A 14,155-nucleotide genomic window follows, 5' to 3' on the forward strand; every position below is an offset into this window, starting at 1 on the left:
CGTTGAAGGTCGCCGCTATAGCCTTTCCAAGGAACCGATATGGCAAGCAAGACTGTACTCTACGATAAGCATCTGGAATCCGGCGCTAAAATGGTGGATTTCCACGGTTGGGACATGCCGCTGCACTATGGCTCACAGGTGGAAGAACACCACCAGGTGCGTCAGGACGCCGGCATGTTCGACGTTTCCCACATGACCGTGGTGGACGTTGAGGGCGCCGATGCCCGTGATTTCCTGCGTAAGTTGCTGGCCAATGACGTGGCCAAGCTGACTGTCCCCGGTAAGGCTCTGTACGGCGGCATGCTGAACGAGCAGGGTGGGGTCATCGACGATCTCATCACCTACTACCTCTCCGACACTCACTACCGTCTGGTGGTGAACTCCGCCACCCGGGAGAAAGACCTGGAGTGGATCGGTCTTCAGGCCAAATCCTATTCCGTTACCATCACCGAGCGTCCTGAACTGGCGATGATCGCTGTGCAGGGCCCCAACGCCAAAGCCAAAGCGGCAGCCGTCTTCAACGACGAGCAGAACGCGGCCGTTGAGGGGATGAAGCCCTTCTTCGGTGTGCAGAGCGGTGACCTCTTTATCGCCACCACCGGCTACACCGGTGAGGCAGGCTATGAGATCGTGATGCCGGAAGCGCAGGCCGCTGACCTGTGGCAGGCGCTGCTGGAAGCAGGCGTTAAGCCCGCCGGTCTGGGCGCGCGGGATACCCTGCGTCTGGAAGCGGGCATGAACCTGTACGGTCAGGACATGGACGAGAGCGTTAACCCGTTGGCTGCTAACATGGGCTGGACCATCGCTTGGGAACCGGCGGAGCGTGACTTTATCGGCCGCGAAGCCCTGGTGGCGGCAAAAGCCGCAGGCACCGACAAGCTGGTTGGCCTGGTGATGACCGAAAAGGGCGTACTGCGCAGCGGTCTGAGCGTATTCTTTACCGACGCCGATGGCGTTGAGCGCGAGGGGGTGATCACCTCCGGCACCTTCTCTCCCACCCTGGGCCATGCCATTGCTATGGCACGGGTGCCCGCTGGCATTAGCGAGCAGGCCGAAGTGGAGATGCGGAAAAAGCGCGTGACGGTGCAGGTGGTGAAACCCTGCTTCGTTCGTAACGGCCAAAAAGCCTTTTGATCTTGCTGATAGGGAAGCGACAACATGAGCAACATTCCTTCTGAACTGAAGTTCACCAACTCCCATGAGTGGATTCGTGCCGAAGGCGATGGCACTTACACCATTGGGATCTCCGAGCACGCTCAGGAACTGCTGGGTGACATGGTATTCGTTGAGTTGCCGGAAGTGGGTGACGAAGTGAATGCCGGTGAAGATTGCGCTGTGGCAGAATCCGTTAAGGCTGCCTCCGACGTATACAGCCCGCTGACCGGTGAGATCGTGGCGGTGAACGAAGAGCTGGAAGACAGCCCGGAGCAGGTAAACAGCGACCCTTACGGTGATGGCTGGCTGTTCCGCGTTAAGGCCAGTGACGAGTCTGAGTTGGCCGAACTGCTGGATGCAGAAGGCTACCAGGCCCTCATCGACGAAGAATAATAATAAAAACAACAACGAAGCCCCAAACGGGGCTTCGTTTGTTTGGCATTCTGTACCCAAAGGAAATCGTCAAGCATGAACGAGAAGTTGACCCTGGCGCAGCTGGATACTCACGATGAGTTCCTGCGCCGCCACATCGGCCCGGACGCCACCGAACAGAAAGCGATGCTGAGCGCCATCGGTGCCGACAGCCTGGAAGACCTGACCGCCCAGATCGTTCCCGAAGGGATCCGTCTTGGCCGCGAACTGTCCGTTGGCCTGCCCACCTCCGAGGTGGACGCCCTGGCTCGCCTGAAAGCCATTGCCAGCAAGAATGAAGTCCGTAAGAACTACATCGGCATGGGCTACTACGGCACCCTCGTCCCCCACGTGATTCAGCGTAATGTCCTGGAAAACCCGGGCTGGTATACCGCTTATACCCCCTATCAACCAGAGATCGCCCAGGGCCGTCTGGAAGCGATCCTGAACTTCCAGCAACTCACCATGGACCTGACCGGACTGGATCTGGCTTCCGCGTCCCTGCTGGATGAAGCGACCGCAGCTGCGGAAGCGATGGCGCTGGCCAAGCGCACCTCCAAAAACAAAAAGTCGGATCTGTTCTTTGTGGCCGACGACGTGTTCCCCCAGACTCTGGACGTGGTAAAAACCCGTGCCGAGATGCTGGGCCTGGACGTGGTGGTTGGCCCCGCCAAAACCGCTACCGAACACGACGTATTCGGTGCCCTGTTCCAATACCCCAACCAGTTGGGTGAGGTGAACGACTATCGCGCCTTGACTGACGCTCTGCATGAGAAGAAAGCGCTGGTGTGCGTTGCCTCTGATCTGCTGGCGCTGGTTAAGCTGGCTGCCCCGGGCGAGTGGGGCGCAGACGTGGTGTTCGGCTCCGCGCAGCGCTTCGGTGTGCCGATGGGCTATGGTGGCCCGCACGCTGCCTTCTTTGCCACCCGCGATGCCCACAAGCGCTCCATGCCGGGCCGCATCATCGGTGTGTCCAAGGACACCCGTGGCAAAGCCGCCCTGCGTATGGCGATGCAGACCCGTGAGCAGCACATTCGCCGTGAGAAGGCCAACTCCAACATCTGTACCGCTCAGGTGCTGCTGGCCAACATGGCGTCCTTCTATGCCGTCTACCACGGTCCGCAAGGGCTGACCAAGATTGCCGAGCGCACTCACCGCCTGACCTCCGTACTGGCGGCCGGTTTGATGCAGCGTGGCGTCAAAGTGAAAAACAGCAGCTGGTTCGACACCCTGACGCTGGAAGTGGCGGACCGCGATGCGGTGCTGGCTCGCGCCGATGCCGCTAAGCTGAACCTGCGTGTCGATCTGGCGGACACTCTGGGCGTCAGCCTGGATGAAACCACCACTGCGGCGGACATCGCCCTGCTGTGGGACGTGCTGTTGGGTGACGACCACGAGCTGAGTGTCGATGCCGTGGATGGCATGGTGGATTCCGTGCTGGATGAGCGTGTGCTGCGTCAGGGCGCGATCCTGACCCACCCGGTGTTCAATCAGTACCACAGCGAAACCGAGATGCTGCGCTACATCCGCCGTCTTGAAGGCAAGGATCTGGCGCTGAACCACTCCATGATCTCTCTGGGCTCCTGCACCATGAAGCTCAACGCCACTGCGGAGATGATGCCGGTCAGCTGGCCGGAGTTTGCCAACCTGCACCCCTTCTGTCCGCAAGAGCAAGCTCAGGGTTACCGTGAACTGGTGGACAGCCTGGCGGAGTACCTGCTGGACATCACCGGTTACGACGCCATGTCGATGCAGCCCAACTCTGGTGCTCAGGGTGAGTACGCCGGTCTGGTAGCGATCAAGAAGTACCAGGAAGCGATCGGTCAGGGCCACCGCGATGTGTGTCTGATCCCCGCTTCTGCCCACGGCACCAACCCCGCGTCCGCCATGCTGACCAGCCTGAAGGTTGTGGTTGTGGCCAGCGCCAAAGACGGCACCGTGGACATGGCTGACCTGAAAGCCAAGGCCGAGGAATATTCCGATCGCCTCTCCTGCATCATGATCACCTACCCCTCCACCCATGGGGTGTATGAGGAGCAGATCCGCGACATCTGCGATCTGATCCACCAGCACGGTGGCCAGGTGTACATGGATGGCGCCAACATGAACGCCCAGGTGGGCGTGACCTCTCCGGGCCTGATCGGCTCTGACGTGTCCCACCTCAACCTGCACAAGACCTTTGCCATCCCCCACGGTGGTGGTGGCCCGGGCATGGGGCCGATCGGCGTGAAAGCGCACCTGGCGCCCTACATCGCGGGTCACAGCGTGGTGAAGATCGGCGGTGAAGCAGAGAGCAACGGTGCGGTTTCCGCCGCGCAGTATGGCAGTGCCTCCATCCTGCCGATCAGCTGGATGTACACGGTGATGCTGGGCAGCCGTGGCCTGACCGAATCCACCCAGGTGGCGATGCTGAACGGCAACTACCTGGCGGCAGAGCTGGGCAAGCACTACCCGATCCTCTACACCGGGCGTAACGATCGTGTAGCACACGAGTGCATCATCGACCTGCGTCCGCTGAAAGAGGAGACCGGTGTCTCTGAGATGGACGTGGCCAAGCGTCTGATGGATTACGGCTTCCACGCTCCGACCATGAGCTTCCCGGTCGCGGGCACCCTGATGGTGGAGCCCACTGAGTCCGAGTCCAAGGCGGAGCTGGATCGCTTTATTCACGCCATGGTGAGCATCCGTGAGGAGATCGCCAAAGTCGGTCGCGGCGAATGGCCGGCGGACAACAACCCGCTTCGCAATGCACCGCACACTCTGGATGACATCATGGATCCGGCCTTCGATCAGCGCCCCTACTCCCGTGAAGAGGCGGTGTTCCCGGTTGAAGAGATCCGCGGCAACAAGTTCTGGCCTACAGTAAACCGCATCGACGATGTGTTTGGTGACCGAAACCTGTTCTGTGCTTGTGTTCCGATGGATGCCTATCAGGACTGAGCAGTGTGCTGAATAGCAAAGCCCCGGCCTAGGCCGGGGCTTTTTTGTGGGTCTTTTCCTCTGCGCCAGTGGAGCGCGGCGCTCAATCGGATGGGTGTAGCTGCTCGAACTCGCTGTGCCACTGTCTTAGGTCAGCGTCATCGCGGGGGCTGGGGCACTCGGACCAGCGCACCAGCAGCGCCGAGCCGCGCTCCATCAAGTCGTAGCCACGACTGCAGTAACGGACGTCACGCCCATGCTCCGTCTCTGAGGGCAGACACTCCTCCAGCCACTGTACCCGTTGCGCCAGTTGCTGCATCCGCTGGCGACGCGAGCGGGCTAGCCGCAGGGCGCGCAGGCGGGCATTGAGTGCACGCCAGGGGGCGAGGTGACGGGTTGGCGTCAGTACGGCAGTGGACACAATGGGCTCCGAAGGTGGCTGGGTCAGGGCGCCATGCTAGGTCGCAAATGTGACGGAAATATGTCATTTGCCCCTTTGTGGTGCGCGCCTTCCGTTTCGGTGACCGATTCGTGAACAAACTCACACAGGGTCTCCACCAACCAACTGGGGACACTGCCTTCCTCTTTGCGACCAATCAGGTAGTAATTGGGGGGCGGGCAGCGATCGTGCAGCAGCTGGAATTCGGGTTCGGACATCTGGCGGATGCTGATACCGGGAAAGTGAGCCAGGTACTCGGCGGCGGTACGGGCGCCGATAAAGGTGATGGCATCGCTGTCCATCAGGTAATCACTGACCTCGGACAATACCCCCGCTTTACCTGCCAGCTTCAGATGGCGGCCCTGGTCCATGGCGTAGAGTTCCAGAGGATCGATGCGATCGTTAAACGCCGGGCATTCGGTGACCAGGAAGGGGTAATTGATGATGGCATCCAGCATGTTGTTGGGAGGACGCTGCCAGACCGGGTGGTCGTCTCGCGCCACAACGTAAAGCAGCTCTCCGGTAGTGATAAAGCGGGAACTGAGGCGCTCCTTTTCGCTGGCCTTAAAGCTGAGCATCAGGTCAGCCCGCCCCTGCAGCAGATCTTCAGGGCCACTGGCGGAGAGGGGACGCACGCTGAGGGACAGCTCTTTGCCCTCCTCATCAGCGCGCCGTTTGAGCACGCTGCCCAATCGGCAGGAGAGGGTGGGTGGCGCGTAGATCACATAGTGGCGCTGCGGCGGGGTTGAGGTGTCGTTGGTGTTCTCGTTGATCTGTCCCAACAGGCAGAGGATCTGCTGAAAATAGGGGTAAAGCTTGTCCGCAGTGGGCGTGGGTTCAAAGCCGTACTGCCGGCGAATAAACAGCGGATCCCCCAGGGCGTGCCTCAGTGCACTCAGGCAGCGACTGATCTTGGAAGGGGCGACGTTGAGAGCGTTGGCCACCGAGAGCGAATTCAACGATTCATAGACCATCACGAATACTCGGATGGTAAATAAATTGATATCCCGCATCTTGTCCATTTGTGCCCCCGGTTTAATTAACAATGTAATTATGTCGAAAATTAAAATATCGGATAGCAAGTGCTGTAAATGTGTCCTAGAACAAAAGTTCACAGATTATTTTGTCAGGATACGGCGTTCGTGATCTGAAGTGGGATGGTGCTCAACAATAGAAAAGGATGTTCGAGTTGTGCCATCGGTTAACATGATGTTGCGTCAAACTTTGTTACATTTTGACCAAAATTCCTGTTTCTGGAATTCCACTTTTGTGCTTATTGATTTGTAAATTGGAATATGAACTTTGGTGATATTGTAATTGGAATGGATTTCTTGTTTTTAAAACACGCTTTTAGAGTGAGAAAATATTGCTGATCAAGATCAAGTTACGCAGGAGAAGCTCGACTTAATAATGACCTCGGGGATTGGGAATACTCCCAAAGAGGCTCCCCATGATAACCAGGAGGTTACTATGAGCTTCGGTACTTTCTTATCTGTAGTGGTTCCTTATCTGTTCCTTTTCTTTGTTCTCTTTATTGGTGTGCCCTATTTGATCTCTGCCTTGGTGCTGGGGGGATATGAGTACTTCAAGAAGGAAGAGCAGGAGGGCGAGGCCCACCAGGCTCAACATAAGGCCTTGGGTCACTGACCAGCCAGAGGGCGCCGTTTTACGGCGCCTTTTTGAATGGATTGAGGATGAGATGAGCAGAACCTTTTTCTTCGCGTTAATGGCGGTGCTGGGGCTGTCCGGCCAAGCATTCGCCTCCGACGACGCCTGCATGCGCTGCCACAAACGGAACGGCACCATGGAGGGGCGTCACAGTCAGATTGGCAGTGACGGCTTGAGCTGTGTGCGTTGCCACGGTGAACAGGATGGTCACCCACGCAACAAGCAAGCGCTGGTTTATTTTGGTCAGGACAGTAAGACGCCTGTGGCTGACCAGAACGCCGGCTGTGTGCGCTGCCACAGTGCCAGCAAGCTGCGCCAGGCGGAGTGGACTCACGATGTTCACCTGACCCGGCTGAGTTGCGCGGCCTGCCACCAACTGCACCCCGCCGATGACCCAATGCAGGGTCTGTCTGAGCGGTCCCGAACCCAAACCTGTGTGGATTGCCACAGCAGCATGACTAAGGTGGAGGTGCAGTGATGAGCCTATCCAGAAGACGTTTCCTGACCGTCAGTGCACTGACGATTCCCGTCGTCAGCCTCAGCGGTTGCAGCAGCAGTGCCACTCCGGGAGAGCAAAATCTGGCGATGGTGTTTGACCAGACCCGCTGTATCGGCTGCGAGGCCTGTTCTCAGGCGTGTCGTGAGGCTAACCAGGTTCCCGAGGGAGTGACCCGCCTTAAGATCAAACGAAGCGGTCCCTACGGAGAGGGCGCCGATACCAACTACCGCTTTGATCGTAAGAGCTGCGTCCACTGCGAGACGGCGGCCTGCATCGCAGTCTGTCCCACCGGAGCCTGCTTCCGGGATGAAAAGGGTGTGGTGGATGTGAATCCGGACAAGTGTGTGGGTTGCCAGTACTGCATCGCAGCGTGCCCCTATCGCGTTCGCTATGTCGACCCGGTCACCAAGGCGGTGGACAAGTGCGACTTCTGCCGCAAGAGCCGCCTGGAGCAAGGGCTCCCGCCCGCTTGCGTGGAAGCGTGTCCCACCAAGGCGCTGACCTTCGGCGATCTGAATGACCCCAACAGCGAGATTGTTCAGCTGCTGCGGGTTCGTCAGACCTATCGCGACAAAGTCGATCTGGGCACCCGGCCCAAGCTCTACAAGGTGCCTCATGGCAAAGGGGAGGTGATCTGATGAACCCGTCCATCAATTCGGTATTGCACTTCGATACCATGGTCTGGCCCTGGCCCATCGCCATCTACCTGTTTCTGGCCGGGGTTTCCGCTGGTGCCGTGATGATTGCGATGGCCGTTAAACGGTACCGGGAGTATCACGGCCAGGTGGTGGCCGACAGCGGCATCATCAAGGCGATGGCCCTGATTGCACCGTTGGCGGTGATACTGGGCCTTGGGATCCTCATCATCGACCTCACCAAGCCGTTGGAGTTCTGGAAGATGATGATCTACTGGAACCCCACATCGGTGATGTTCTGGGGGGTGATGGTCCTCTCCGTCTACATCGTGGTGCTGTTCCTCTATATGGCAGCCCTGTTCCATCAACCGCTGATGGTGTTTGGCCGCAAGCTGCCCTGGCTGGGCCAGCTGTTGAACTTGATCAAACGGATGGAAGGCAGCATGCAGTGGATTCTGATGCTGTTGGCCGTGGCGCTGGGGGCCTACACCGGTTTCCTGCTGTCGGCCCTGAAGGGGTTCCCGCTGCTGAACAATCCGGTGTTGCCGGTGCTGTTCCTGGTCTCCGGGATCTCCTCCGGAGCGGCGGCCACCATTCTGTTCAGCCTGCTCTGTTTCAGGGAGTCAGCCCACAGTCAGGACATCCACTTTGTCCACACCCTGGAGAAGCCGGTATTGATGACGGAGATCTTCCTGCTCATCACCTTCTTTCTGGGGTTGGTGTTTGCTGGCGGAGCCAGCGCCGAAGCCGCTCGTGTGGCGCTGATGGGGGAGTTCTGGTCCACCGTATTTTGGGTGCTGGTGGTGTTCTGCGGCATGGTCCTGCCCTGGATCCTGCAGTGGACGCTGCCGAAGCGTCTGACCGCCAAATCCGGTTTTGTCGCGGCGCTCTGCCTGCTCAGCCTGACCGGCGTATTTGCCCTCCGTCACTTCATTCTTTATGCCGGTCAGATGACCGTAGCTTGACCTGCTGTTAAGGAGCTATTGTGAAAAAATTGATTGCACTGCTTGCCCTGACCCTGCCCATGAGCGTGTTGGCAACGCCCATCGCAGACAGCCACACCGAGATGGCGGGATGCGAAAGCTGCCATATGGAGGGGACGCCTTCAACGGACCTGGCTCATGAAAACCAGACCTGCATTGACTGTCATGGCGACCTGGTCTCTCTGGGCGGTGTCCATGCGGATCATGCCGGCGTGATGGAGTGTACCGATTGTCATATTACTCACGAGGAACACGACCCGAATAAAGGGTGTGAGAGCTGCCATTAATCGAGAATAAAGGAAGCTCATCGCAGGGACGCGCCTCAATTCCAGTACTTTGATACTGGATATCAAAGCCACACTTAGGTGTGGCTTTTTCTTTTATTAGGATTGGGTGGTTTACTATTTTCGAATGATTGGAACGAAATAACCAAATAGATCGACAGGTGAGTTATTTCGGGTATGGTATCGCGAGATGGAAAGTAAACCAGAGGTGATCAAAATTTAGAGAATATTTTGTTGTGAATTCTCGTCGATCTCATTATCGGAAATTTAACAGTATTGCAGCATATAAAAACCTTGATTCCATAGACTGGAAATAAGGTTCATTGTAAAAAGATGAAACCGCTTGTTGTGGAAATAATTTCCGACAAATAAACCGCTTTATTGAAATATTTGAAACATAAGTTCAATGGAATCGTTCAAGGTGGATGAACGTACCGTTCGGACTATTTAGGCAGGTTTAGTGAACTGACTCACCTCCCCAAGACGACCAGCTCGATATGGTCTTGAAGGGTGCAGACGCACCATGGAAAAAAATAATGGGAGTGATGATGAAACAATTCAGGAAGCCTCACCTTGCTCTGCTGGTGGCTGCCGCGATGGCCATGGCTGGCTGCGCGGACGATGGCAAAGATGGCGCACCGGGCAAGCCGGGCGAACCGGGACCGCCGGGACCGGGCACCCCGCCCCCCACAGTGGAAGCCACTGAGGCCACACAGGTAAACATCCTCAACTTTGCGGTTGAGGATGGCCAGGTGGTGTATGAGTTTGAAGTGACCGATCAGGATGGCACCCTGGTGGTTGGCCTGAATGCGGCAGAGGGGAAATTTGCCGCCTGGACCGAACGGGGTTTCGTTCTGAGCCGCACTGGCGAGGGTACGCTGGGTGGCTATGGCTCCCTGGAAACGGAAGGCGCCACTCTGGAGATGGGTGAGCCGGGCCAGTACACCTTAACCCTGCCGATGGAGCAGGTCAGCGCCGGTGATGAGGGACTGCTGTGGCTGCGTGTTGGCGACCGCAATGGACCCATCATGCGCTCCATGCCGTTGGTCGTGGATAAGCCTGAAGGCACCCACAGCACCAGTGACGCAACCTGTAACGCCTGCCACGTGGATTACGCAGCCGGTTCCCGTCGTCACGCCAGCTACACGGCAATGGACATTGACGGTGAAGGCGATCTGGTCGCCGGATGTCTGGTGTGCCACAACTCGGTTTCCCGTGCGGACGAGAATGGCGGCTACGCCACCAATACTCTCTCCAAGATTGCTCACGTGAACCACGCCGCCAAGGGCTTTGAGCGTGACTTCACTGTGCTGAATTGCACCACGTGCCACGAAACCACTCCGCTGAACACCAGCATTGCCGGTCCTGGCTGTGTGGACTGCCATAATCCGGGCGCGCCGGTAGGGCCGATCAGCCCCAATACGGATCCGGCCTTTGACATCCGCGCCATCCACGCCAATAAGGCTGGACTGGTTGAGATTGAGACCACTCGCAGCAGCCACTACACCACCACATCCCCGCTCTACTGGGATGCGGATGTTACCTGGACTGACACCACTGGTGCGGTGTGTACCGACCTGAAGCTGTTTAAGGTGGAAGGGGAAACGGAAACTCAGCTCAATATTGCTGATATGTACACCACCCACGAGCTGACCTATGCCGGTGCCTATATCCACGGTTACGATGGACAGGGCATCACCGGACGTGCCATTGGTCGCGGTTCCGAGCAGTACGTTGAGCGTGCCGATGGCACCCGCTCCATCTGCTTCCCGCAACTTCTGGCGGTGGAAGGCAGCGATGGTACCGACTTTACCGCCGGTAACTTCCTGGCCAGCACCCGGGTGACCTTTGGTCTTGGTGAAGAGGATTCCGATGCCGCAGGCTACACCGGCGTCTCCTTTACCAGCTACTCCATTGTGGTCTCTACCGACTACTTTGATGTGGATCCGGCTGTGACGGCACCCACCTTTACCGAGGTCAGCGACTTTGACCGTCGCCACTCTGCAACCGCAGACAGCTGCGTGACCTGCCACAACAGTGAGACCAACTATCACAAGAACGGCAGCTATCAGAATGGTGGCTGGGATTGTCTGGCGTGCCACAACAATGGCCAGAACCGCAACTCCGGTGGCTCTGCACCGGGTCTGGGTCCGATGGTCCACTCCATGCACTGGGGTGTGGGCAGCGGCATCGGCACCGATGACGCCAACTCCGCCACCAAGCTGAATGCGGAAAACTGCGTTGCCTGTCACGCTGGCGGTGTGGATCTCTACGCCATTCCCAACCAGTACATGTTGGCGCGCTCGTTCCACAGTGGCACTCGTGGCGTGATGGCCAGCCCCATCACCGCCAACTGCTTTGCCTGCCACAGCAGCGAATCGGCGCTGAACCACATGACGCAGAATGGCGGTGAAATCGATGCCGTAGCGGACCCGCTCTGGTACACCACCAAATCGGCAGAGTCCTGCGCTACCTGTCACGCTGAGGGCAAGACCTTTGGCATCGACAAGTACCACGTGTTTGAGCGCTGATTAGGCCTCAAACCAGAGGGACCTCCCTCTGCCCTGCAAATGTTAAGGCCCCTTCGGGGGCCTTTTTTGTGGCTTGGGGACTGAGGGTTGTGGAACCCGGAATTGGCGTTTTTGCTATCGGAAACGGCAGCGATACGGATCCGGCAACATTGCCATTAACCCATTTATTCCGTTGATAAAAACGGGCTTACTGGGAGGGCGTCCAACGGCAACAGGAGAAGATCATGAGCTTAGGCAGCGTAATGGTGGTAGGCCTCTCCTACCTGTTTATCTATACCGTGATCTTTCTTGCGGTGCCCTTTGTACTGTTCGGCTTGGTCTGGGGAGTCATTGAGTGGTATCAGGGCCGTTCGGCGCCGGTTTCAGTGGCGATGAACCAGAAGCTCTGAACCCGGTCCCCGCGTCGTTTATGTTCTGGGGCTTGGCCGTACGCAGTACGGCCTTTTTTATTTGCGCCCAATCCGGTGCTCGCGTACCCTGCGCTCAGTTGCCGGGCCATCCGGCGTCAATCCTGAGGAAGGCTTCATGTCCATTATTTCCGTACCTGAGCAGGCCAAGCCGGCCGTTAAATCTCATCACAAAGCCCGTCATCTGAAGAAATTCGCCCTGGGCCCGTTTGCGGAAACCTGCGTTGAGTTTCGTTTTTCCCAGGACATTGAGCAGTTTGACGCTCTGGACGAAGCGTTGACTGCCCTCCAGATGGAGCAGGGCTGGGACCTGTTTATCGCCTATTTCAACAATCAGTTCCACGTTGCGGTCACCTACTTCACTGAGCAGGGTGAAGTGGAAGCCGTTGTGGCTGCTGTTTCCGATGTACTGGCCAAGATCTTCGGTCAGGCTCCGGAGCTGACTGTACTGGCGGGTGACGCCAACTACGGCGATTGGGAAGGCAGCTACCATCAGGAGTAAGCTGTCCTCTCTGCCGAAAGCCCGCCATCTGGCGGGTTTTTTTATGGCTTCAGCCTGGTCTCTGTCGATTTCATTGATTTGGATCATTAAAACCAATCGTAAAATGCGAACAGGATGACCTCTTTGTTGCGTTAGATTCGATTGGTGGTGGTGGCTATTATCGTTTCCAGAGATTAAGAGGAGGCCCGCCATGTGGTATGGCCTGTATGACTGGATTGCGTCCCGGGCAGGGACAACGAGCGAGGACACCCACCATGAATCAACGACTCACTACGCAAAATGGCGCCCCCATTGCTGACGACCAGAACAGCCTGAGTGCCGGTGCACGTGGCGGCGTAATGCTGCAGGACTGGCAACTGATTGAGAAGCTGGCGCACTTCAACCGTGAGCGGATCCCGGAGCGGGTGGTGCACGCCAAAGGTTCCGGCGCCTACGGCACCTTTACCCTGACCCGCGACCTGTCTGAGTACACCATTGCGGACCATTTCCGTGGTGAGGGTAAGCAGAGCGAAGTGTTCCTGCGTTTCTCCACTGTTGGTGGCGAGAGCGGTTCCGCCGATGCCGAGCGCGACCCGCGCGGTTTTGCACTGCGCTTCTACACCGCAAACGGCAACCACGACATTGTCGGCAACAATACCCCGGTATTCTTCTTGCGTGATGGCATCAAGTTCCCGGACTTTATCCACACTCAGAAGCGCAATCCGAAAACCAACCTGAAGGATCCGCAGGCGATGTGGGACTTCTGGTCACTGAATCCGGAAGCGCTGCATCAGGTCACCGTACTGATGTCAGATCGCGGCATCCCTGCCAGCTACCGCCATATGAACGGCTACGGCAGTCACACCTTCTCACTGTGGAATGAAAAGGGTGAGCGGTTCTGGGTGAAGTTCCACTTTAAGACGCTGCAGGGCATTAAGAACCTGTCCAATGAGCAGGCGGATCGCCTCAAAGGGATCGACCCGGACCACGCTCAGCGCGACCTGTACGCGTCCATCGAAGATGGCGATTTCCCCAAGTGGTCGGTGAATGTGCAGATCATGCCGGAAGCGGAGGCGGAGCAGTACCACCTGAACCCCTTCGACCTCACCAAGGTATGGCCCCACAAGGACTATCCCCTGATTGAGATCGGCGTACTGGAGCTGAACCGCAACCCGGAGAACTACTTTAACGAGGTGGAGCAGGCCGCGCTGGCGCCCTCTAATCTGGTTCCCGGTGTGGGTGCCTCTCCGGACAAGATGCTGCAGGCCCGTTTGTTCGCTTACGCAGACGCCCAGCGCTACCGTATCGGCGCCAACTACAACCAATTGCCGGTGAACTGCCCCCATGCCAGCCAGGCGAACCACTATCAGCGTGGCGGGGCGATGGCCGGAGCGGGCTGCCCCTTCCATGGCCGCACCCCGGACAGCGCCGGTGGCGTGAACTACGGGCCCAACACTCAGGGTGGCCCGGAACAGCAGGCCCAGTATGCTGAGCCGCCGATGGACATTGCCGGCGCCATGGCCCGCTATGACAAAACGGTGGAGGACGACTACAGCCAGGCGGGGGATCTGTTCCGACTGATGAGCGCTGACCAACAGCAGGCGCTGTGCGAAACCATCGCCGCTACCCTGAGTCAGGTGACGCCTGAGGTGCAGGCTCGCATGTTGGCTCACTTCGAGCAGGCTGACCCGGCTTACGCTGCTGGCATCAGCCAGGCAATTGCCGCACTGCGCTAATCACCGC

General features: G+C 57.9%; 14 protein-coding genes. 12 read left to right on the top strand and 2 right to left on the bottom strand.

From position 1 onward, the window contains the following. Positions 1–39: 39 nt before the first annotated feature. From gcvT to gcvP, 3 genes are all read left to right on the top strand, one after another. Positions 40–1,134 carry a glycine cleavage system aminomethyltransferase GcvT gene (gene gcvT, locus KUV52_RS17330; protein WP_222527196.1) on the top strand — a complete coding sequence of 365 codons (1,095 nt, stop codon included), beginning with the start codon at positions 40–42 and terminating at the stop codon, positions 1,132–1,134. Between the two features lie 24 nt (positions 1,135–1,158). Then, positions 1,159–1,548 (top strand): glycine cleavage system protein GcvH, encoded by a 390-nt coding sequence (gene gcvH / locus KUV52_RS17335; RefSeq protein ID WP_222527197.1) that lies wholly within the window; start codon positions 1,159–1,161, stop codon positions 1,546–1,548. A gap of 75 nt (positions 1,549–1,623) precedes the next feature. Next, complete coding sequence (gcvP, locus tag KUV52_RS17340) at positions 1,624–4,506, top strand: aminomethyl-transferring glycine dehydrogenase (RefSeq protein WP_222527198.1); 2,883 nt, start codon at positions 1,624–1,626, stop codon at positions 4,504–4,506. A gap of 82 nt (positions 4,507–4,588) precedes the next feature. Here gcvP and KUV52_RS17345 read toward each other — a convergent pair whose 3' ends face one another. Next, positions 4,589–4,906 carry a hypothetical protein gene (locus KUV52_RS17345; protein WP_222527199.1) on the bottom strand — a complete coding sequence of 106 codons (318 nt, stop codon included), beginning with the start codon at positions 4,904–4,906 and terminating at the stop codon, positions 4,589–4,591. 23 nt (positions 4,907–4,929) lie between these two features. After that, positions 4,930–5,901: a LysR family transcriptional regulator gene (locus KUV52_RS17350; RefSeq protein ID WP_222527200.1), complete on the bottom strand. Its 972-nt coding sequence runs from the start codon at positions 5,899–5,901 to the stop codon at positions 4,930–4,932. Between the two features lie 493 nt (positions 5,902–6,394). Between KUV52_RS17350 and KUV52_RS17355 the strand changes: the two genes are divergently transcribed. The 9 genes from KUV52_RS17355 (at position 6,395) to KUV52_RS17395 (ending at position 14,148) form a co-directional block, all read left to right on the top strand. Then, on the top strand, positions 6,395–6,571 hold the full coding sequence (locus KUV52_RS17355) for a hypothetical protein (protein WP_222527201.1): 177 nt from the start codon (positions 6,395–6,397) through the stop codon (positions 6,569–6,571). Positions 6,572–6,623: 52 nt separating this feature from the next. Further along, complete coding sequence (locus KUV52_RS17360; protein WP_222527202.1) at positions 6,624–7,070, top strand: cytochrome c3 family protein; 447 nt, start codon at positions 6,624–6,626, stop codon at positions 7,068–7,070. Next, positions 7,070–7,729, top strand: a complete 660-nt coding sequence (locus KUV52_RS17365) for a 4Fe-4S dicluster domain-containing protein (RefSeq protein WP_222527203.1) — start codon at positions 7,070–7,072, stop codon at positions 7,727–7,729. The genes KUV52_RS17360 and KUV52_RS17365 overlap by 1 nt, the downstream gene beginning before the upstream one ends. Beyond that, positions 7,729–8,691, top strand: coding sequence for a cytochrome c nitrite reductase subunit NrfD (gene nrfD, locus KUV52_RS17370; protein ID WP_222527204.1), 963 nt, complete (start codon positions 7,729–7,731; stop codon positions 8,689–8,691). Before KUV52_RS17365 ends, nrfD begins: the two co-directional genes overlap by 1 nt. Positions 8,692–8,711: 20 nt before the next feature. Further along, a complete protein-coding gene (locus KUV52_RS17375) occupies positions 8,712–8,996 on the top strand; it encodes a cytochrome c3 family protein (protein ID WP_315900198.1) in 285 nt (94 codons plus the stop codon). Between the two features lie 545 nt (positions 8,997–9,541). Beyond that, positions 9,542–11,524 carry a multiheme c-type cytochrome gene (locus tag KUV52_RS17380; RefSeq protein WP_222527205.1) on the top strand — a complete coding sequence of 661 codons (1,983 nt, stop codon included), beginning with the start codon at positions 9,542–9,544 and terminating at the stop codon, positions 11,522–11,524. A 224-nt stretch (positions 11,525–11,748) separates the two neighbouring features. Next, positions 11,749–11,913 (top strand): hypothetical protein, encoded by a 165-nt coding sequence (locus KUV52_RS17385; protein WP_222527206.1) that lies wholly within the window; start codon positions 11,749–11,751, stop codon positions 11,911–11,913. Between the two features lie 136 nt (positions 11,914–12,049). After that, on the top strand, positions 12,050–12,433 hold the full coding sequence (locus tag KUV52_RS17390) for a hypothetical protein (RefSeq protein WP_222527207.1): 384 nt from the start codon (positions 12,050–12,052) through the stop codon (positions 12,431–12,433). 254 nt (positions 12,434–12,687) lie between these two features. Continuing rightward, positions 12,688–14,148 carry a catalase gene (locus tag KUV52_RS17395; protein WP_222527208.1) on the top strand — a complete coding sequence of 487 codons (1,461 nt, stop codon included), beginning with the start codon at positions 12,688–12,690 and terminating at the stop codon, positions 14,146–14,148. Positions 14,149–14,155 lie beyond the last annotated feature (7 nt).

It is taken from the genome of Ferrimonas balearica (genome assembly GCF_019802055.1).
Lineage (GTDB): Bacteria > Pseudomonadota > Gammaproteobacteria > Enterobacterales > Shewanellaceae > Ferrimonas > Ferrimonas balearica_A.

Excerpts from the sequence above, each read along its gene's own strand:
- KUV52_RS17360 (WP_222527202.1), top strand. The coding sequence starts at position 6,624 with ATGAGCAGAACCTTTTTCTTCGCGTTAATGGCGGTGCTGGGGCTGTCC.
- KUV52_RS17380 (WP_222527205.1), top strand. The coding sequence starts at position 9,542 with ATGAAACAATTCAGGAAGCCTCACCTTGCTCTGCTGGTGGCTGCCGCG.
- KUV52_RS17390 (WP_222527207.1), top strand. The coding sequence starts at position 12,050 with ATGTCCATTATTTCCGTACCTGAGCAGGCCAAGCCGGCCGTTAAATCT.
- KUV52_RS17355 (WP_222527201.1), top strand. The coding sequence starts at position 6,395 with ATGAGCTTCGGTACTTTCTTATCTGTAGTGGTTCCTTATCTGTTCCTT.
- gcvP (WP_222527198.1), top strand. The coding sequence starts at position 1,624 with ATGAACGAGAAGTTGACCCTGGCGCAGCTGGATACTCACGATGAGTTC.
- nrfD (WP_222527204.1), top strand. The coding sequence starts at position 7,729 with ATGAACCCGTCCATCAATTCGGTATTGCACTTCGATACCATGGTCTGG.
- gcvT (WP_222527196.1), top strand. The coding sequence starts at position 40 with ATGGCAAGCAAGACTGTACTCTACGATAAGCATCTGGAATCCGGCGCT.
- gcvH (WP_222527197.1), top strand. The coding sequence starts at position 1,159 with ATGAGCAACATTCCTTCTGAACTGAAGTTCACCAACTCCCATGAGTGG.
- KUV52_RS17385 (WP_222527206.1), top strand. The coding sequence starts at position 11,749 with ATGAGCTTAGGCAGCGTAATGGTGGTAGGCCTCTCCTACCTGTTTATC.
- KUV52_RS17365 (WP_222527203.1), top strand. The coding sequence starts at position 7,070 with ATGAGCCTATCCAGAAGACGTTTCCTGACCGTCAGTGCACTGACGATT.
- KUV52_RS17395 (WP_222527208.1), top strand. The coding sequence starts at position 12,688 with ATGAATCAACGACTCACTACGCAAAATGGCGCCCCCATTGCTGACGAC.